The following is an 18,691-nucleotide window of genomic DNA, read 5'->3' as shown; positions in this document are numbered from 1 at the left end:
TCGCAACTGCCGCGCGAAAAGCGTCGCTTTGACATGGCGTCATCCGCCCTGCCCCCTAAACTCGGGGCAACACAGGAAGAGACCCATGGCGATCCACGCATCCATTCATCACCTCACGCATTACACCTATGACCGCCCGGTGAGCCTCGGGCCGCAGATCATCCGCCTGCGCCCGGCACCGCATTCGCGCACGCGCGTGATTTCCCATTCGCTGAAGGTCTCGCCGGGCGGGCATTTCGTGAACCACCAGCAAGACCCCTACGGCAACTGGCTGGCACGCTTCGTTTTTCCCGAGCCGGTGCGGGAATTGAAGATCGAGGTTGATCTGGTTGCCGACATGACGGTGTACAACCCGTTCGATTTCTTCCTTGAGGAAACGGCGGAGCTTTGGCCCTTCGACTACCCCGAAGACCTGCGCGAGGATCTGAGCATCTATCGCACCCCCGAGCCCGCCGGGCCGCAGCTTGCGCATTTTCTCGGCACGCTCGATGTCACGAAAACCCGCACCGTCGATTTTCTGGTCGCCCTCAACGCCCGGATTTCGCACGACGTAAAATACACCATCCGCATGGAGCCCGGCGTGCAAACGCCGGAGGAAACGCTCTCCTGCGCCTCGGGCTCGTGCCGTGATTCGTCCTGGCTTCTGGTGCAGGTGCTGCGCCATCTGGGCTTTGCCGCGCGCTTCGTCTCGGGCTATCTGATCCAGCTCGCCCCCGATGTGAAGGCGCTCGACGGCCCCTCCGGCACCGAGGTGGATTTCACCGACCTGCACGCCTGGGTCGAGGTGTTCTTGCCCGGCGCGGGCTGGGTCGGGCTTGACCCGACCTCGGGGCTCCTGGCGGGCGAGAGCCACATTCCCCTGGCCGCAACGCCGCATTACCGCAATGCCGCGCCGATCTCGGGCGGCTTCACCGCGGCGGGCACACCCGAGGTGCGCTTCGATTTCGACATGCAGGTGAAGCGCGTGGCAGAGCATCCGCGCATCACCAAACCCTTCTCCGATGAAGCTTGGGAGCGGCTCAACGCACTTGGCCGCAAGGTCGACGAACACCTCACCGCGGGCGATGTGCGCCTGACGATGGGGGGCGAGCCCACCTTTGTTTCGGTCGATGATTTCCAGTCCGATGAATGGAACACCGAGGCCGTGGGGCCGCAAAAGCGCGCCCTTGCCGATGACCTGATCCGGCGGCTGCGCGAACGCTTCGCGCCGGGGGGCTTTCTCCATTACGGGCAGGGCAAATGGTATCCGGGCGAGAGCCTGCCGCGCTGGACCTTTTCGCTCTACTGGCGCCGCGACGCGGCACCGGTCTGGCGCAACCCCGATCTCGTTGCGCGCGAGGCGGGCACGCCGATGGGCGCGCCCGAGGCCGGGCGCTTCATGGCCGCCTTTGCCGAAAGGCTCGGGCTTGACCCGGCCTATGCCCAGCCCGCCTATGAAGACCCGGGCGAATGGATCCTGAAAGAGGCGAACCTGCCGCCGAATGTTTCGCCCGAGAATTCGAAGCTGAAAAACCCCGAAGATCGCGCGCGTTACGCCAAGGTCTTCAGCCGCGGCCTGACCCAGCCCTCGGGCTATGTGCTGCCCATCCAGCCGATGTGGCAGGCCGCAGACCGCCCGGCGCGCTGGCGCTCCGAACTCTGGAAGCCGCGGCGCGGGCATATCTTCCTCATCCCCGGCGACAGCCCGGTGGGCTTCCGCCTGCCCTTGGGCGCGTTGCCTTGGGTGCCGCCTGCCGCCTATCCCTATTCCTACCCCGCCGACCCGAGCCTGCCGCTGGCCCCGCTTCCCGATTTCCATGCCCAAATCGAGGCGCGCCGCCGCGCCGTGCAGGCCGAGATCGACGCGCTCGCCCGCGAAGAGACGGAGCGCGCGGCACTCCTGCCGCCCGTCACGCCCGGCCATGCGCAAGCTTCGACCCCCGGCGCACAGGAAGCGCCCCGCCAGGCGATGCAGCCGCAAGACACGCATCTGGGCGCGGGCACCGACCCCTCGGGGGGCGCGGTGCGCACCGCGCTCACGCTGGAGCCGCGCGACGGCAAGCTTTGCCTCTTCATGCCGCCCTGCGACACGCTTGAGGATTATCTCGACCTGATCGCCACTGCCGAGGCGACCGCGGCAGATCTCGACATGCCGATCCATATCGAGGGCTATGCGCCGCCGCATGACCCGCGGCTCAACGTGATCCGCGTCGCCCCCGATCCGGGCGTGATCGAGGTGAACATCCATCCCGCGCACAGCTGGGAGGATTGCGTTGCCACCACCGAGGCAATTTACGAAGAGGCGCGCAATTCCCGCCTCGGCGCCGACAAGTTCATGATCGACGGGCGGCATACCGGCACCGGCGGAGGCAACCATGTCGTTGTGGGCGGCGCCACGCCAAACGACAGCCCCTTCCTGCGCCGCCCCGATCTGCTCAAATCGCTGATCCTGATCTGGCAGCGCCATCCCTGCCTGAGCTACCTGTTCTCGGGCCTGTTCATCGGCCCGACGAGCCAGGCGCCACGCATTGACGAGGCGCGCCACGACACGCTTTACGAGCTGGAAATCGCGCTCGCGCAAATCGGTGATCCGGTGGCAGGCGGCCCGCTGCCGCCGCCCTGGCTCGTCGACCGGCTGCTGCGCAACATGCTGATTGATGTCACCGGCAACACGCATCGCGCCGAGATCTGCATCGACAAGCTGTTCTCCCCCGACGGGCCGACGGGGCGGCTTGGTCTGGTCGAGTTTCGCGGCTTCGAGATGCCGCCGCATCCGCGCATGTCGCTGGCCCAGCAACTGCTTTTGCGTGCGCTCATTGCGCGGTGCTGGGCCGCGCCGGTGCGGGGCCGCCCGGTGCGCTGGGGCACGGTGCTGCATGACCGGTTCATGCTGCCGCATTACCTGTGGGAAGACCTGCTCTCGCTGCTGGCCGATCTGCGCCAGCACGGCTTTGACTTCGACCCGGTCTGGTTCGAGGCGCAATCGGAATTCCGCTTCCCCTTCTGCGGCCAGATCGCGGCGGAGGGCGTGCATCTGGAGCTGCGTCAGGCGCTTGAGCCCTGGCATGTGCTGGGCGAGACCGGCGCCATCGGCGGCACCGTGCGCTACACAGACAGCTCGGTCGAGCGGTTGCAGGTGAAGCTCACGAGCCTGCATCAGGACCGCTACACCGTGATGTGCAACCGCCGCCCGGTGCCGCTCGCGCGCACGCAAACCGCGGGCACCTCGGTCGCGGCGGTGCGCTTCAAGGCGTGGCAACCGCCCGCGAGCCTGCACCCGACCCTGCCCGTCAACACGCCCCTTGTGTTTGACATCTACGACACATGGACAGGGCGGGCGCTTGCGGGCTGCACCTATCACGTCGCCCATCCGGGCGGGCGCAATTACGAGACCTTCCCGGTCAATGCCTATGAGGCCGAGGCGCGCCGCCTTGCCCGGTTCGAGCCGCATGGCCACATGCCCGGCGCCTATACCCCCGCGCCCGAGGCCCCCCACCCGGAGTTTCCGCTGACCCTTGACCTGCGCCGCCCCATCGGGCTTGAGTGAGCCAAAACGATGTGAGCCATGACCGCGAGCCAGACCCCTGACCTCTTCTCGGCCTACCGCCTCCGCGAGGGGGTGGCGGATGAGCTGTTTGACGCCGAGGGGCAGATGCGCCCGGTCTGGCGCCGCTTTGTCGAGCGTTTTGCAAAACTCTCGCCCGAGGAGATCACCGCCCGGTTCGAGCGCGCCGATCAATATCTGCGCGATGCCGGGGTGTTCTTCCGGCAATATTCAAACGAGCCGCTGACCGAGCGTGCCTGGCCGCTCTCGCATATCCCGGTGATCCTGCACGAGAAGGAATGGACCGAGATCTGCGCCGGGCTCACGCAGCGCGCAGACCTGCTCGAGGCGGTGCTCGCCGATCTTTACGGCCCCGGCAAGCTGGTGAGCGGCGGCCACCTGCCCGCCGAATTGATCGCGGGCTCCAAGCAATGGCTGCGCCCGATGGTGGGGGTGGCGCCGCGCGGCGGGCATTACCTCCATGTGCTCGCTTTCGAGATCGGCCGCTCGCCCGATGGCCGCTGGTTCGTGCTGGGGGATCGCACCAATGCCCCCTCGGGCGCGGGCTTCGCGCTCGAAAACCGCATGGCGACCGGGCGGATCTTTCCCGAACGCTTCCCGCGGGCGCATATCCACCGGCTCGCGGGCTATTTCGGCGCCTTTCGCGCGGCAATGGAACATGTGGCGCAGGGTGCGGGCGGGCGCGAGCGGGCGGCGGCGATCCTGACGCCGGGCCCTTCGAACGACACCTATTACGAACACACCTATATCGCGCGCTACCTTGGCCTGCCGCTGCTTGAGGGCGAGGATCTGCTGGTGCAGGACGCGCAAGCCATGGTGCGCACGATCGAGGGGCCGCAGCCTCTGGGCGTGCTCTGGCGCCGGATCGACGCGGCCTTCGCCGACCCGGTGGAGCTTGATGCCACCTCGCGCATCGGCACGCCCGGGCTTGTCGAGGCGGTGCGCGCGGGCAACCTTGCCATGGTCAATGCGCTCGGCTCGGGCGTGCTGGAAATGCGCGCCATGCTCGCCTTTTTGCCGCGGATCTCCGAGGTGCTCTCGGGCGGGCCGCTCAAGCTTCCCAACATTGCGACCTGGTGGTGTGGCGGGGCCGCCGAGCGCGCCTATGTGCGCGAGAATGCCGACCGGATGATGATCGGCTCGGCCTATGCCTGCGACCTGCCCTTCGATCTGGGCGCCACCACCGCGCTTGGCGGCGCCTTCCGTGGCTCCGCCCGCGCCTCGATTGCCGAATGGCTGGAGGCGGAGGGCAACATGCTGGTGGGGCAAGAGGCGGTGACGCTTTCCACCACCCCCGCCTGGGTCGAATCGGGCGCGGGGCGCAACGGCGTCGAGCCACGCCCGATGACGGTGCGGGTGTTTGCCGCGCGCGATGCCAATGGCCGCTGGACCTTCATGAAGGGCGGCTATGCCCGGATCGGCCGCTCGGGCGACACGACCGCGCTCGCGATGCAGCGCGGCGGCGCGGTCGCCGATGTCTGGGTGGTGGGGGACCGCCCAGTGCGGCAGGAAACGCTGTTTCCCAAGCCCATCCGCGGCGTGCGCCGCGCCTCTCCCGGTATCCTGCCCGCCCGCGCCGCCGACAACCTTTACTGGCTTGGCCGCTATGTCGAGCGCACCGAAGATGCGATCCGCCTCATTCGCGCCTATCACCTGCGCCTCGCCGCCACCGACAATATCGACGATGCGCGGCTGAAGCTTCTGCGCAGCTTCCTTGCGGGCTATGGCATCGACCTCGCCCGCCCGGTGCCCGATGCCTTGATGGAGCGCATCGGCGCGGCACGGCTTTGCGCCTCCAAGGTGCGTGACCGCTTCTCGACCGATGGCTGGTCGGCGCTCTCCGACCTTGCCAAAACCGCGCGGCAGATGAGCCAGACCGCAAAACCGGGCGACGATGCCGCCCGCGCCATGTCGGTGCTGTTGCGCAAGATCACCGGCTTTTCCGGCCTCGTGCACGAGAACATGTATCGCTTTTCGGGCTGGACCTTCCTCAGCTTTGGCCGCGCGCTCGAACGGGCCGATGCGCTCTCGGGGCTGCTGGCCACGTTTGCGGACCCGAAGGCCCCCACCGGCACGCTCGATATCGCCATCGAGGTGGCCGACAGCGTGATCACCCACCAGCGCCGCTACCGGATGGAGCGCTCGCGCGAAACGGTGGTGGACCTGCTCGCGCTCGATGGCGACAACCCGCGCGCGCTCCTCTTCCAGATCTCCAAGCTCCGCGCGCTCGCCGCAGAGCTTCCCAATGCGCGCGACAAGGGCCGCCTCGCGGCGCTCTCGCGCGCCATCGTGCCGGTGGAAAGCCTGCTCTCGGTGGCCACGCCGGACGAAATCACCACCGAACGCCTGTTCGAGATGCGCGGCGAAATTGCCGATATCTCGGACCTCGTCTCGCGCAGCTATCTCCGGTGAGCCCATGCGTTACGATATCCGCCTGAGCATTGATTACCTCTACGCCGCCCCCTCGGACCATCTGCGCAACCTCGTGCGGCTGATGCCCGCCGACATTGCGGGGCGCCAGCGGGTCTGGTCGCGCAAGCTCACCGTCAGCCCCACCCCCGACGAGCGCCGCGACACGGTCGACTTTTTCGGCAATGGCATGACATCGGTGGTCTGGCACGGGCCTGTGGCGGAAGCGATCTTCGAGCTTTCCGCCCGCGTTGAACGGCTGGCGGTTGCCGAACCGCTTGACCTCTCGCCACCGCTTGCCGATCTGGGCGCCGAGGTGACAAGCGAGATGACCCTCGCCCCCACCTCGCCGCATCACTTTCTGGGCGCCTCGCCGCGGGTCGCGCCCTGCGCCGAGATCACCGCCTTTGCCCGTGCCGCGATCCCGCGCGGCCTCACCGCTTATGGCGCCGTCACCGCGCTCGGCCACGCGCTCCATCACCACATGCATTTCGACGCCGAGGCGACGACCGTTGACACCTCCCCGCGCGAGGCCTTTGTGCAGCGCCGCGGCGTGTGCCAGGATTTCACCCATGTGATGATCGCGGCGCTGCGGGGCCTTGGCATTCCCGCGGGCTATGTGTCCGGCTTTTTGCGCACCTTCCCGCCGCCGGGCGCGCCGCGGTTAGAGGGGGCGGATGCGATGCACGCCTGGGTGCGGGCCTGGGTCGGCCGCGAAATGGGCTGGGTCGAGTTCGACCCGACCAATGATCAGGGCGCAGGGCTCGATTATATCGCCGTGGCGGTCGGGCGCGATTATGACGATGTTGCCCCGGTGCGCGGCGCGCTGCGCTCGGCAGGCGGGGCCGAGACCAGTCAGGCGGTGGATGTGCTGCCGCTCGACGACTGATGCCGGCGCCGGAAATCCTGCCGCTCGGCCTTGATGCGCTGCTGATCCGCTACAGCACCCGGTTTTCGGATGCGGCCAACCGCGCCGCGCAGGCGCTGGCCTCCGGGCTCGACGCGGCCCCCCTTCCGGGCCAGATCGAGGTTGCGCCCGGCCTTGGCGCGGTGCTCTTGCGCTTTGATCGGCGCGCCACATCGCGCGCGGCGCTGAGAACGGCGCTGGAGGCTCGTCTTGCTGCCCCCGCCCCGGCCCCGCCCGCGCCCCGGCACTTTCTTGTGCCCGCCTGTTTCGGGGGGGAGGCGGGGCCCCAGCTGCGCGAGGTCGCAGCCCGTGCGGGGCGCAGCGAGACGGCGCTGGTGGCAGAGCTGTGCGCGACCGAGCTGCGGGTGCTGGCGCTCGGCTTTGCGCCAGGCCAGCCCTATCTTGGCATGTTGCCCGAACATTGGCAGATGCCGCGGATGGACCGGCTCACCCCGCGCGTCGAGCCGGGCTCAATCACCACCGCGCTGCGCCAGATCGTGCTTTTCGCCGCCCCCTCACCCACCGGCTGGCGCGCGCTCGGGCGCTGCGCGCTGCGCCCCTTTGCCCCCGCAGCACCGGAGCCTTTCGCGCTGCGCCCCGGCGACCGGCTGCGCTTCACCCCGGCAAGTGATGCCGAGATCGCCGCACGCATCGCCACGGGCGATCCGATGGGAGGAACTGTCCGGAGTTTTCCGAAATGACAGGTTTTCTCGAAGTTCTTGCCACGGCGTCACAAATCACGGTGCAGGATCTTGGCCGGACCGGCTGGACCGCGCTTGGCCTCGCCCCGGGCGGGGCCGCGGACCGGCGCGCGCTGTGGGAGGCGGCAGCACTTCTGGGCCAGCGCTGTCCCGGTGCTGTGCTGGAGATGCCGCTCACCGGGGGCCGGTTTCGCCTGACCGAGCCAAGCCGGATCGCGCTCACGGGCGCGCCGATGCGCGCGCGGCTTGCGGGGCATGACCTTGTCTGGAACGCGTCGCATCTGATCCCCGCAGGCGCGGAGATCGAGATCGGCCCCGCCGAGGCGGGCGTTTACGGCTATCTCGCGCTCGCGGGCGGGATCACCACGCCCGAAGCGCTCGGCGCGCGCGCCACATTGGCCGCAGCGGGGCTTGGCACGGTGCTCACTCCGGGCCAGCGCCTGCCCTTTGCCAAGGACCCGGCGCCCCAAACCCCCGCCCGACGGCTTCCCGCCGCGCCGCGTTTCTCCGGCGGCACGCTGCGCGTGATCCCCGGTCCACAGACCGGGTTGTTTGAGCCCGAAACCCGCGCCCACGCCTTTGCCACGCGCTTTCTCGCGGGCCCGGCCAGCCGTCAGGGCGTCACGCTGCAGCATGCGGGCGCGCCTTTCGAGAGCCAGACCGCGGGCCTTTTGTCGGATTTCATCACCGCGGGCGACATCCAGATCACCGGCGCGGGCACGCCCGTGATCCTGCTCGCAGAGTGTCAGAGCATCGGCGGCTATCCGCGCCTCGGCACGGTGATCCCCACCGATTTGCCGATCGCCGCGCAGGCCCGCCCCGGCACACCGCTGCGCCTTGCGCTGATCTCGCTGGAGGAGGCCGAGGCCGCCTCGCCCCCCGAGGCGGAGTGGCTTGGCCCGCTCGTGCGCGTCGCCACCCCGCTCCTGCGCCGCCCGCATGACATCCCCGACCTTCTCGGCTACCAATTGATCTCGGGCGTGGTGCGCGGGGATGAGGAGGACGGATGCGGGTTGATCTGAACGCGGATATGGGCGAAGGCGCCGGGGCCGATGCGGCGCTGTGCAGCGTTATCACCTCGGCCAATATCTGTGCCGGGCTCCACGCGGGCGGCGCGCTCGAAATGGCGCGGGTGATGCGGCAGGCGGCGGCGCAGGGCGTGGGCCTTGGCGTGCATCCGGGCTTTGAAGACCGCGCCCATTTTGGCCGCAACCGGATCGCGCTCGGCGTGACCGAACTCACCGATCTCATCGCCTATCAAACCGGCGCGGCGCAGGCCGTGGCGGCGGCGAACGGGCTGAGACTGCGCCATTTCAAGCTCCATGGCGCGCTCGCCAACATGGCCTCGGAGGATGGCGCGCTGGCGCGGACCTGCTTTGAGGCGGCGCAACACATCGCCCCCGATCTGCGCTTTGTCGTGCTCGCGGCCACCGCGCAACAGGCTGCGGCCGAGGCGATGGGCGCGGATTGGGCGGGCGAGATCTTTGCCGACCGCGCCTATAACCCGGATGCCACGCTGATGGACCGCAAGCGCCCCGGCGCCGTCCTTCATGATGCCCAAACCGCCGCGCCACGGGTGCTCGCGATGCTGCGCGCGGGCGCGATCCTTGCAGCGGATGGCACACGCATCCCCGCCCGGATCGACACGATCTGCCTGCACGGCGACAGCCCGGAGGCCCTCGCCATGGCGCGCGCGCTGCGCGCAAGCCTTGCGGCCGAAGGGGTGGTGCTCGCGCCGCTCTAACGCTCGAGGAAGGCAAGCACCGAGCGCGCCGCGCGCCGCCCCGGAGCCTCTCCGCCCGCGCCAAGGCGCGCCATCGTCACCTCCATCGCGGTCAACTGGGCTTTGCGTCTTTCCGGGCTTTCCAGCAGCTCAAGGAGCGCGCGCGCCATTGCACCGGGCCGGCAGGCCGGGCCCAAAAACTCTGGCACGGCGCGGGTTTCGGAGACGAGGTTCACCAGCGTCACAGTGTCGATGCGCAGCATCCGCGACATGATATGCCAGCTCACAAAGCTCGCATCATAGCCAATCACCATCGGCGTGCGGCTTGCAGCAAGCTCAAGGCTCACCGTGCCCGAGGCGGCCAGCGCCAGGTCCGCCGCGGCAAAGGCCGCGCGCTTGTCCTCGGGCTCCACCACCACAATCGGCGCCACCGGCCAGCGCGCGGTCATGTCGCGCACGAGCTTTGCCACGCCCTGCACCGTGGGCACCACGACACGCAACCCCGGTTCGCGGTCGCGCAGCCGCATCAGCGCCTCGTCAAAGCGCGGGCCCAGCCGTTTCACCTCGCCCACGCGCGAGCCCGGCAGGCACAGCGCAAGCGGCTGATCGGGGCCGATCATGAAGGTCTCGCGAAAGGCGGCGGCCTCAGCCTCAGAGGCGTGCGGCTCTGCCACGACCGGATGGCCGACAAAATCGCAGCTCATCCCCGCCGCGGTCATATAGGGCGGCTCAAAGGGCAAAAGCGCAAGCACATGGTCGATCACCTCGGCCATCTTTGCCGCGCGTCCGGGCCGCCACGCCCAGACCGAGGGGGCGACGTAATGCACGGTTTTCTGGCCCGGATCGGCCGCCTTCACGAGGCGGGCGACCCGCAGGCAAAAATCGGGGCTGTCGATGGTGATCAGCGCATCGGGGCGCGCAGCACTGACCGCGGCCGCCGTTTCGGCGATCCGGCGTTTGAGGGCGCGGTATTTGGGCAGCACCTCGGCAAGCCCCATCACCGATAGCTCCTCCATCGGGAACAGGCTCTCCAGCCCCTGCCCCGCCATTTCGGGGCCCCCGACACCAACAAACTCAACCTGCGGACCCAGCTCCCTCATCGCCGCCATCAGCGCCGCACCCAGCTTGTCGCCCGAGGCTTCACCGGCAATGAGGAAGAGCTTCATCGGTTGTGTCCCCACAAAAAGATCCCGGCGGCCTCGGCGGCCTGCACGGTCTGATCACGGTCGAGAAGCAGCACCCCGCCCGCCTCGAAAACGATCCCGGCGAGCCCGGCGGCGGCGGCCTTCGCAACGGTGCGGGGGCCAAGCGCGGGCAGGTCGATGCGGCGATCTTGCCCGGGCTTGGGCGCCTTGAAAAACACGCCCGCCTTGGGCGCGGCCAAAAGCGCCCCCACAAGCGCGCGGTGTTCGGCCACGAAATCGAGCATCGCATCGGTGCCCGGCAGCGCCTCGACCGCAAGGCAGAGCCCGCGCGCCACCACCGCGCCCTGCCCGACATCGACCGCGCCAAGCGCGGCAACGATCTCGGCGGCCCGCAGGGCATCGCGTTCATCCTCCGGGCCCGGCATGCCGCACAGCACGCCCGCGCCCGGAACAAGGTCGGGGCAAATCGCATCCGCCCCGATCACCTCGAAGTCGAACTCCTCAAACAGCCCGATCACGGCGCGCAGCGTGGCATCATCGCCCGCCTGCATCGCGCCAACGAGCCGCGGCACCAGCGCCGCGGTGCGCGCGTCAAAAAGCTCCGGCTCAAGGCGCGGGCGCTGCATCGCCCCCGCCATGCAGACCCGCGTGATGCCCCGTTCGGCCAGCGCATCGAAAAACGGCACCAGCCGCTCGATGCGAAAGCGCAGCACCTCAGACGCCGAAAGCGCCGCGCCCCCCTCAAGCTGGCACACCAGCATCTCGGGCGCAGCCTCGATCAGAAGCCGCGGCAAGGCGCCGGCGCCCGCGATCAGCGCAGTTGATCTCATTGCGGCGTCAGGAAGCTGCGGTCCGAGGGACCGAGGATGAAATCGAGCACTTCGCGCACCATCGCGCTCTCTGTGCCCTGCTCGGCCAGCGCGCGCGCCTGCTCACGGAAGTTGCCCGCGCCAAGCTCTGCATAAAGCGCGCGGAGCGCCGTGATCTCGGAGCGCTCGACCCCCGCGCGGCGCAGGCCCACGAGGTTGAGCCCCTCAAGTTCGGCGCGCGGCCCCGCCACCAGCCCATGCGGCAGCACATCCGCCGTCACCATCGAGAGCGCGCCGATGATCGCGCCGCGCCCGATCCGCACCCATTGGTGCACGCCCGAGAGCCCGCCGACGATCACGTCATCCTCGATCACGCAATGCCCCGCCACAGCGACGGAATTGACCAAAATCACCCGGTTGCCGACGGTCACGTCATGGGCGACATGGCAGTTCGCCATGAACAGCCCGTCATCGCCCACCTTGGTGAGCCCGCCGCCCCCCGCCGTGCCGCAGTTCATCGTCACATATTCGCGGATGCGGTTCCGCGCCCCGATCTCGAGCCGGGTCTTTTCGCCACGGTATTTCAGATCCTGCGGGATCTGGCCAAGCGAGGCGAAGGGAAACACCACCGTGCCCTCGCCCACCGTCGTGTCGCCCGTGATCACCACATGGGATTTCAGCTCCACCCCGGCGCCCAGCGTCACCTCGGGGCCGATGTGGCAAAACGGGCCGATCGTGCAGCCCGGACCGATCCGGGCGCCCTCCTCGATCACGGCCGAAGGGTGGATGGTTGCGGGCGCGTCGCTTGCCATGCTCAGCCTTTCAGGTCCATCATCGCGGTAAATTCCGCCTCGGCCGCAAGCTGGCCCTCCACAAAGGACTGGCCCTCGAATTTCCACACCTTGCCACCGCCGCGCTTGACGATCACCTTCATCTCCAGCACATCGCCCGGCACCACCTTGCGGCGGAACCGGCAGCCGTCGATCGCCATGAAATAGGTGCCAAGCGGCTTGTCGATCACATTCATCGAGATGCCGACCACAACCGCCGCCGTCTGCGCCATCGCTTCGACGATCATCACACCGGGCATCACCGGCTCTTCGGGGAAGTGTCCGGTGAATTGCGGCTCGTTGTTGGTGACGCATTTGATCCCGACCGCGCTTTCGAAGGGCACGATATCGCGCACCTTGTCGATCATCAGGAACGGATAGCGATGCGGGATGATGCGCTTGATCAGGCTCAGATCGGCATGGGTATGCGGGGCGGGGTCGCTCATCTTCGTCCTTCCTGAGATCGGGTCAGCCTTTTGGCCTTGCTAGCCTTGCCGCGGCGGCATTTCAAGGCGCGGAGTCGCCGCGCTGCAGCACCCCTTACTCGGAGGACGCCGCGGGCCGCGGGGGCAGGTCCGGGTCTGGCGGGGTCTCGGCGGGCGCCGCCTCCGCCCCGGCCTCGGGCGCGGCCCCGGAGTCGTCCTCCGGCCCGGTGCCCAGGCGCGCATCGACGAGCGCGGCCAGATCGTCGGTGATATCGGCCGCCTCAAGCCCGCGAATGATCGCGCGACGGTCCAGCAAAACCACCGCGCCACGGCGCGCCAGAAGCTCATCCATCAGCGGTGCGACAGCGGCGTAAAAGGCCTGGCGGTGCTGGGCAAGCCCTTGCGTCAGGGCCTGATCCTTGGCCTTTTGCGCCGCACGGATACCCGTGGCGCGCTCGTCAAACGCATCTGCCTCGGCGCGAAACGCCCCGGGAGCGAGCGTGGCGCGCCGGTCGGTGAGCGCCTTTTCCTCGGCGACGAGCGCATCAGAAATCCGGTTGTTCTCGGCGCGCAGCGCGGCGCGGTCCCGCGCCAGATCGGAGATGATGCGTTTGCCCCAACGCGTTGTCTCGAAAAGCCGCTCGAAATCGAGCGTCAAGACCGGCAAGGCAACATCTTGCGGGGGCGCGGCAAGGGGCGCCGGTTCCGCCGGGCCCTGCTGCGCCCAAACCGGCGCAGGCGCACTCGGCAGCGCGCACAGCGCCAGCGCCAGACAGATCAGGCCGGAGCTGCGCCCCGGCCCGGATGGGATGATGCGATCATGCAGCGGCATGGCCGGCTCAGAACTTCGTTGAAATCGTCAGGTCGAAGTTCTGCACGTTGTCGTAGTCTTCCTTCTTGAGCGCATGCGAGAAGTTCATCCGCAGCGGCCCAAGGACGGAATCCCAGAACACCGAGAACCCGACCGCAGAGCGCAACTTCATGCCGTCATCAACAGGGCCGGTGGCGCCTGCGGTATCATCCAGCCCCCAGACCGAGCCGGTATCCCAGAACACACCGCCATGAAGGCCGTATTCCTCCGGCACGCCGATCGGGAATTCGGTCTCAAGCCGCAGCGCCGCGTAATATTTGCCGCCAAGCGCATCCTCGTTGGGGGCGCCGGTGTCGCGCGGGCCAAAGCCGTTCGATTCGAAGCCGCGCACCTTGCCGTTGCCCGAGAACCGGTCGAGCACGGTCAGATTGGTGTTGCCGCGCGCCGCGATCGCACCGCCTTCAAGCTCCGCACGCAGCGTGATGTCTTCGTGGAACACCTTGCGTTCGGCACGGAACAGCGCGGTGGTGCGCAGCGCCTCGATGTCACCGCCAAAGCCGAACAGATCCTGACTGAAGCGGAAGGTGAAGCCATAGCGCGGGTCGATCCCGGAGCGGCGCGTATCCCAGGTGTAGGTGTAGCCCGGGCCGGTGCTGGTGCGCCCGCCCTCGTCTTTCTCGATCAGCGGCGAGGACCAGTCCGTGGAACTGTCGGAACCGTCGGCCACCCATTGATTATACCCATAGGTGTCGCTCATCTCGTTGCGCTGCCAGGAGTAGCGCAGCTCAAGGCGCGAATTGCGCGCGAGCGGGAATTCGATCGAGGGGGAAATCCCGATCTTCTTCGTGTTGTAATCGGCGTAATCGGCATCGGTGGTGTTATACCAGATGTGGAACCGCCCCTTGAGGTCGCGGCCCAGCAGACGCGGCTCGACGAAGTCGATCGAGTTGCTCTGGTTGTCTTCGGTCGTGCCGATCGAGATGCCGAGATACTGGCCGCGGCCCAGAAAGTTCGTTTCCTCAAGCGATGCGGAGAGCCCGAAGCCCGCCGAGGCGCCATAGCTTGCCCCGAACGACAGCGAGCCGGTCGGCTGTTCCTCGACGTTGACGTCGACCACCACCTGATCAGGGGCGGAGCCCTGACGGGATTCGACATCGGCCTTGGAGAAGAAGCCAAGCGCGCGGATCCGTTCCGCCGAGTTCTTGATCTCGCGCGGGTTGAAGGGGTCGCCTTCCACCGAGTTGAACTCGCGCCGGATCACCGAATCGAGCGTCGTGGTGTTGCCCTCGATATCGATGCGCTCGACAAACACACGCGGGCCGCGCACCAGCGCAAATTCGACATTCAGCGTTTGCGTGCGCGGGTCACGGGTGATGCGCGGGTCAACGCGCACGAAATTGGCGCCGTCGCGCAGCGCCAGCTCTTCCATCCGCGTCACGGCATAATCAATCGCCGCGGGCGAATAGATCGCGCCTTGGCGGATCTTGATCTGCCCCTCGAAATCGGCGGCATTGAGCTCGCTCACCTCGGAGACAACAGAGGTGGTGCCAAAGTGATACTGCTGCCCCTCGCGGATGTTGAAGGTCAGGTAAAAGCCCGCCCGGTCACGCCCCATCTCGGAGGAGACGCCCGCCACTTCCACATCGGGATAGCCGCGCGAGCGGTAGAAATCGACGAGCATCTGCCGGTCGAGGTTGATCCGGTCCGGCACGAAGTTGTCACGCTGCACGAGCCGGTGCAAAATCCCCGCCTGCTTGGTGCCGAGCACGTCGCGCAGGCGGCGGTCGGAATAGGACCGGTTGCCGGTGAAAGTGATGCGGTTGACCTCGGAGACCATGCCCTCCTTGACCTCGAACACCACATCGACGCGGTTGCCGTCGCGCTTGATCACTTTCGGGTCAACACGCACGTTCACGCGCCCGGCCTGAGCATAGCCCTCGGCGATCATCGCGGCATCGGTCTCAAGGAGCGCGGGCGAGAACACGCGCCGCGGCTGGGTTTTCACGATCTCAAGGAGCTTGTCGTCCTTGAGCATCTTGTTGCCCTCAAAGTCGACCACGTTGACGGTCGGATATTCCTGCACCCGGATCACCAGCGTCGATCCCTGCGGCACCAGTTCGACGCTCTCGAAAAGCCCCGAATCCTGCAGCCGCTGATAGGCGTCGTTGAGGGCCCCGCCGCTCAGGGCCTGCCCCTTGCCGATCGCCGCGAATCCGAGAATCGTTTCCGGCTCGATCCGCTCGTTGCCCTCGATCACGACTTTCTGGAACTGGTAGCTTTGCGCAAACACCGGCGCGGCCACAAAGGCCATGGGCGCAGCAAAGGCCAACAGGGTTGTGGCGACAAGCACCCCAGCCTGACGGCTCAAACGCCGCGTCGTGCCGGTGAGTTCCTTGCCGTTGCGCCGCTTCGTCATCGCCCTCTCCCGCCAGTGGCCTTACGCTCTGTCCCGACTGTGACTAGCGAGAAAGACTGACCTTGTCAAAGCGGCTGAACGGTCGCGGCGGCGCATCGCGCATGGGCTGCGTGGAGGGCGGAAAAATCCGGCACAAGAAGCGCCGGGGGGGGCCTTCAGAGCTGATAGGCCGGAACGGTCGTGGCGCCGAGCAGCCGCTCGATCTGCGGGCCGATCACCACGGCGGCGCCAAGCGCGAGCACAATCACCAACGGCGCCAGCAGCCGGTCCTGCGCAAGGCGCCAGATCAGCGACAATTCCCGGTAGCTTTCGATCAGACCTGTCGGCATGGCATCGCTCCCCTGTGCGTCCAGGCCGGGGTAGCGATGCATTGCGGCGGGATTATGGCCGATACGGCCACATAGCGCGCGCAGCGCCGAACATGCGGCGCCAAAAGCACGCGCCCGCACTCAGCAGGAGAGATCGTTCCAGAGCCCGAACACCATCAGACCAAGCACCAGCGCAAGCCCGACCGAGACCATCATCGACATCACCCGGTCGGAGGGCGCCTTGCCGGTGATCCCCTCCCAGAGGTGGAACATCAGATGCCCGCCATCCAGCACCGGAATCGGCATCAGGTTGAGAAAGCCCACCGCGGTGGACAGCAGCGCAATGAACCAGATGAAATCGGCAAAACCGGATTTTGCAGCCGCCGCAGAGCCTTCGGCAATGCCAATGGCGCCGCGCAGGTTGCAGCTCGAGATCTTGCCGAGCACCATATGCTCGACCGCCGAGACCGAGGCGGTGATCGTCGCCCAGGTCTGCCTGGCGCCGCCCAGAAGCGCGGTGCCAAGACCGGGGCTTTCGGTGGCGGGAGTAAAGCCCATGCCCGCCAGAAGCCCGATCTTGTAATCGCTCTCAAAGCTGCCATCGGCTTTCGGAATGTCGATGATCCGCGGCGTCAGGGTGAGAGAAATCTCCGTGCCCGCCGTCGCATCGGCGGCATCGGGGCGCCAGATGCCAAGCGCAAGCGGCGTGCCCTTGCCCGCCGTGACCGCGGTCACGATATCCTCGAATCGCCAGATCGGCGTGCCGTTGATCGTGGTGATCACGTCGCCCGCCTTGATCCCCGCCTGATAGCCCGCCGATTGCGGCACCACCTGTTCGGCGCGCGGCGGCGCGATCTGCGGCCCCTGCACGTCCATGTCGGTGCCATCGCGGCGGATGCGGTAATCAAGGAAGGGCTGGCCGGGCGTCTCGACATCGCGCAGGCCAGAGTAATCGTCGAGCGACACGCCCTCGATCGCCAGCACCTCATCCCCCGGGCGCAGATCGCCCGAGCCCTGCGGCAGCGCCACGAGCGATGCCACCTGCGGCGGCGTCACCGGGGTGCCCTGCCACAGGATCGCCAGACCGAAGACCGCAATCGACAGGATGAAGTTGAACATCGGCCCCGCGGCAACGGTGGCCGCCCGCGCCCAGAGCGGCGCGCCATGCATGGTGTGGCGGCGTTCCTGCGCGCTCATGCCCGCCATCGCGCCGCTGTCGGCGCCCGCCGAGGCGGCATTGGCATCGCCCAGAAACTTCACATAGCCGCCAAGCGGAAAGGCCGAGATCTTCCAGACCGTGCCATGCCGATCGCGCCGGCTCACCAGCGTCGGGCCAAAGCCGATGGAGAAGGCCTCCGCCTTGATGCCCGACAGACGACCAATGATGTAATGGCCATATTCGTGCACCGTGACGATGATCGAAAGCGCCAGAACAAAGGCGACGACGGTGTAAAGCAGGTTGCCGAAATCGGGCAGAAATTCCAAGGGTCAGGTCCTTAGGCTCGGGATCACCTGACGCGCAATGGCGCGCGCCGTGGCATCGGTCTGGTAGACCATATCGAGGTTCTCAAGCGGTTTTCCAAGCCCGTGGCGGGCCGACATCTCCGTGAGCACCGCGGTAACAAGCGCCCCCATGTCGAGAAAACCGATCTCCTCGGCGATAAAGGCATCAAGCGCCGCTTCCTTCGCGGCATTGAAGGCCGCGCCCGCGGTGCCGCCGGTGGCCATGACCTCGCGCGCGAGCCGCAGCGCCGGAAAGCGCGCCTCGTCGGCCTTGCGGAAGGTGAGCTTGCCGATCTCCACCAGATCGAGCCGCTTCACCGGCAGATCCTCGCGCTCGGGCCAGTTGAGCGCATAGCCGATCGCGTGGCGCATGTCGGGCGCGCCCAGATGCGCCATCAGTGCGCCATCCTTGAAGCCCACCAGCGCATGGATCATCGACTCGGGGTGCACCACGGCCTCGATCATCTCTGGCGGAAAGCCGAAGAACTCTTTTGTCTCGATGAGCTCCATCGCCTTGTTGAACATCGAGGCGGAATCGATGGTGATGCGCTGGCCCATGGCCCAGTTCGGATGGGTGGAGGCCTGCGCGACGGTGGCCTCTTTCAGCTTTTCGAGCGGCCAATCGCGGAAGGCGCCGCCCGAGGCGGTGATGATCACCCGCTCGACCGCGGCATAATCCTCGCCCACGAGCGCCTGAAACACCGCCGAATGCTCACTGTCGACGGGCAGGATGCGCGCGCCGTGCTTTTGCGCCTCGGCAAGCAAAAGCGGCCCGGCGGTGACGAGTGATTCCTTGTTGGCCAGTGCCAGCGTGGTGCCCTGCGAGAGCGCGGCAAAGCCCGGCGCCAGCCCCGCGGCGCCAACGATGGCGCTCATCACCCAGTCAGCCGGGCGCAGGGCGGCCTCGACCAGAGCGCCCTTGCCCGCAGCCACCTCGGTGGCGGTGCCCGCGAGCGCCGCGCGCAACTCCTCAAGGCAATCTTCATGTGCGGTGACGGCGATCTCGGCGTTGAACTGCCGCGCCTGCTCGGCCAGCAGCTTCACATTGCGCCCGCCCGACAGGGCCACGACCTGAAACGCCTCGGGCCGGCGCCCGATCAGGTCAAGCGTATTGACCCCGATCGAGCCGGTGGCTCCGAAAACCGATACGCGACGCATGA

Annotated in this window: 15 protein-coding genes; 6 read left to right on the top strand and 9 right to left on the bottom strand. The window is 67.6% G+C overall.

The annotated features are described in order from the left end of the window. The first annotated feature begins 85 nt into the window (after positions 1 to 85). From ACFSM0_RS14460 to pxpA, 6 genes are read left to right on the top strand one after another with little or no spacing between them, the layout of a single operon-like run. Positions 86 to 3,526 (top strand): transglutaminase family protein, encoded by a 3,441-nt coding sequence (locus ACFSM0_RS14460; RefSeq protein ID WP_377391789.1) that lies wholly within the window; start codon positions 86 to 88, stop codon positions 3,524 to 3,526. A gap of 18 nt (positions 3,527 to 3,544) precedes the next feature. Continuing rightward, on the top strand, positions 3,545 to 5,956 hold the full coding sequence (locus tag ACFSM0_RS14455; protein WP_377391786.1) for a circularly permuted type 2 ATP-grasp protein: 2,412 nt from the start codon (positions 3,545 to 3,547) through the stop codon (positions 5,954 to 5,956). Positions 5,957 to 5,960: 4 nt separating this feature from the next. Then, positions 5,961 to 6,842, top strand: coding sequence for a transglutaminase family protein (locus tag ACFSM0_RS14450; RefSeq protein ID WP_377391782.1), 882 nt, complete (start codon positions 5,961 to 5,963; stop codon positions 6,840 to 6,842). Continuing rightward, complete coding sequence (locus ACFSM0_RS14445) at positions 6,842 to 7,561, top strand: 5-oxoprolinase subunit B family protein (RefSeq protein WP_377391779.1); 720 nt, start codon at positions 6,842 to 6,844, stop codon at positions 7,559 to 7,561. Before ACFSM0_RS14450 ends, ACFSM0_RS14445 begins: the two co-directional genes overlap by 1 nt. Further along, positions 7,558 to 8,583, top strand: coding sequence for a 5-oxoprolinase subunit C family protein (locus tag ACFSM0_RS14440; protein WP_377391776.1), 1,026 nt, complete (start codon positions 7,558 to 7,560; stop codon positions 8,581 to 8,583). Before ACFSM0_RS14445 ends, ACFSM0_RS14440 begins: the two co-directional genes overlap by 4 nt. Beyond that, positions 8,568 to 9,305, top strand: coding sequence for a 5-oxoprolinase subunit PxpA (pxpA, locus tag ACFSM0_RS14435; protein ID WP_377391773.1), 738 nt, complete (start codon positions 8,568 to 8,570; stop codon positions 9,303 to 9,305). Before ACFSM0_RS14440 ends, pxpA begins: the two co-directional genes overlap by 16 nt. Here pxpA and lpxB read toward each other — a convergent pair. From lpxB to dxr, 9 genes are all read right to left on the bottom strand, one after another. Beyond that, the gene (lpxB, locus tag ACFSM0_RS14430) at positions 9,302 to 10,450 is read right to left on the bottom strand and encodes a lipid-A-disaccharide synthase (RefSeq protein WP_377391770.1); all 1,149 of its coding nucleotides are present in this window, start codon (positions 10,448 to 10,450) and stop codon (positions 9,302 to 9,304) included. The two genes, pxpA and lpxB, sit on opposite strands and share 4 nt — an antisense overlap. Beyond that, positions 10,447 to 11,259: an LpxI family protein gene (locus ACFSM0_RS14425; protein ID WP_377391767.1), complete on the bottom strand. Its 813-nt coding sequence runs from the start codon at positions 11,257 to 11,259 to the stop codon at positions 10,447 to 10,449. The genes lpxB and ACFSM0_RS14425 overlap by 4 nt, the downstream gene beginning before the upstream one ends. Next, positions 11,256 to 12,050: an acyl-ACP--UDP-N-acetylglucosamine O-acyltransferase gene (gene lpxA / locus ACFSM0_RS14420; RefSeq protein WP_377391764.1), complete on the bottom strand. Its 795-nt coding sequence runs from the start codon at positions 12,048 to 12,050 to the stop codon at positions 11,256 to 11,258. The genes ACFSM0_RS14425 and lpxA overlap by 4 nt, the downstream gene beginning before the upstream one ends. Before the next feature lie 2 nt (positions 12,051 to 12,052). Continuing rightward, complete coding sequence (fabZ, locus tag ACFSM0_RS14415) at positions 12,053 to 12,514, bottom strand: 3-hydroxyacyl-ACP dehydratase FabZ (protein WP_377391761.1); 462 nt, start codon at positions 12,512 to 12,514, stop codon at positions 12,053 to 12,055. Between the two features lie 94 nt (positions 12,515 to 12,608). Further along, positions 12,609 to 13,325 (bottom strand): OmpH/Skp family outer membrane protein, encoded by a 717-nt coding sequence (locus tag ACFSM0_RS14410; protein ID WP_377391758.1) that lies wholly within the window; start codon positions 13,323 to 13,325, stop codon positions 12,609 to 12,611. Positions 13,326 to 13,332: 7 nt separating this feature from the next. Continuing rightward, entirely contained in the window at positions 13,333 to 15,720 is a 2,388-nt protein-coding gene (bamA, locus tag ACFSM0_RS14405) for an outer membrane protein assembly factor BamA (RefSeq protein WP_377391755.1), read from the bottom strand. A gap of 155 nt (positions 15,721 to 15,875) precedes the next feature. Further along, entirely contained in the window at positions 15,876 to 16,049 is a 174-nt protein-coding gene (locus ACFSM0_RS14400) for a hypothetical protein (protein ID WP_377391752.1), read from the bottom strand. 120 nt (positions 16,050 to 16,169) lie between these two features. Next, positions 16,170 to 17,513: an RIP metalloprotease RseP gene (gene rseP, locus ACFSM0_RS14395; RefSeq protein ID WP_377391749.1), complete on the bottom strand. Its 1,344-nt coding sequence runs from the start codon at positions 17,511 to 17,513 to the stop codon at positions 16,170 to 16,172. Between the two features lie 3 nt (positions 17,514 to 17,516). Next, on the bottom strand, positions 17,517 to 18,689 hold the full coding sequence (dxr, locus tag ACFSM0_RS14390) for a 1-deoxy-D-xylulose-5-phosphate reductoisomerase (RefSeq protein WP_377391746.1): 1,173 nt from the start codon (positions 18,687 to 18,689) through the stop codon (positions 17,517 to 17,519). Positions 18,690 to 18,691: the final 2 nt, after the last annotated feature.

Source organism: Rhodobacter lacus (assembly GCF_042683065.1).
Taxonomy (GTDB): Bacteria; Pseudomonadota; Alphaproteobacteria; order Rhodobacterales; family Rhodobacteraceae; genus Rhodobacter; species Rhodobacter lacus.
The sequence above is the reverse complement of the archived record's forward strand: the minus strand, read 5'-3'. Positions and strand labels throughout refer to the sequence as shown.

What these genes read in the sequence shown, in the direction of transcription:
- ACFSM0_RS14460 (WP_377391789.1), top strand. Translation starts at nt 86, where the DNA reads ATGGCGATCCACGCATCCATTCATCACCTCACGCATTACACCTATGAC.
- ACFSM0_RS14455 (WP_377391786.1), top strand. Translation starts at nt 3,545, where the DNA reads ATGACCGCGAGCCAGACCCCTGACCTCTTCTCGGCCTACCGCCTCCGC.
- ACFSM0_RS14450 (WP_377391782.1), top strand. Translation starts at nt 5,961, where the DNA reads ATGCGTTACGATATCCGCCTGAGCATTGATTACCTCTACGCCGCCCCC.
- ACFSM0_RS14445 (WP_377391779.1), top strand. Translation starts at nt 6,842, where the DNA reads ATGCCGGCGCCGGAAATCCTGCCGCTCGGCCTTGATGCGCTGCTGATC.
- ACFSM0_RS14440 (WP_377391776.1), top strand. Translation starts at nt 7,558, where the DNA reads ATGACAGGTTTTCTCGAAGTTCTTGCCACGGCGTCACAAATCACGGTG.
- pxpA (WP_377391773.1), top strand. Translation starts at nt 8,568, where the DNA reads ATGCGGGTTGATCTGAACGCGGATATGGGCGAAGGCGCCGGGGCCGAT.
- lpxB (WP_377391770.1), bottom strand. Translation starts at nt 10,450, where the DNA reads ATGAAGCTCTTCCTCATTGCCGGTGAAGCCTCGGGCGACAAGCTGGGT.
- ACFSM0_RS14425 (WP_377391767.1), bottom strand. Translation starts at nt 11,259, where the DNA reads ATGAGATCAACTGCGCTGATCGCGGGCGCCGGCGCCTTGCCGCGGCTT.
- lpxA (WP_377391764.1), bottom strand. Translation starts at nt 12,050, where the DNA reads ATGGCAAGCGACGCGCCCGCAACCATCCACCCTTCGGCCGTGATCGAG.
- fabZ (WP_377391761.1), bottom strand. Translation starts at nt 12,514, where the DNA reads ATGAGCGACCCCGCCCCGCATACCCATGCCGATCTGAGCCTGATCAAG.
- ACFSM0_RS14410 (WP_377391758.1), bottom strand. Translation starts at nt 13,325, where the DNA reads ATGCCGCTGCATGATCGCATCATCCCATCCGGGCCGGGGCGCAGCTCC.
- bamA (WP_377391755.1), bottom strand. Translation starts at nt 15,720, where the DNA reads ATGACGAAGCGGCGCAACGGCAAGGAACTCACCGGCACGACGCGGCGT.
- ACFSM0_RS14400 (WP_377391752.1), bottom strand. Translation starts at nt 16,049, where the DNA reads ATGCCGACAGGTCTGATCGAAAGCTACCGGGAATTGTCGCTGATCTGG.
- dxr (WP_377391746.1), bottom strand. Translation starts at nt 18,689, where the DNA reads ATGCGTCGCGTATCGGTTTTCGGAGCCACCGGCTCGATCGGGGTCAAT.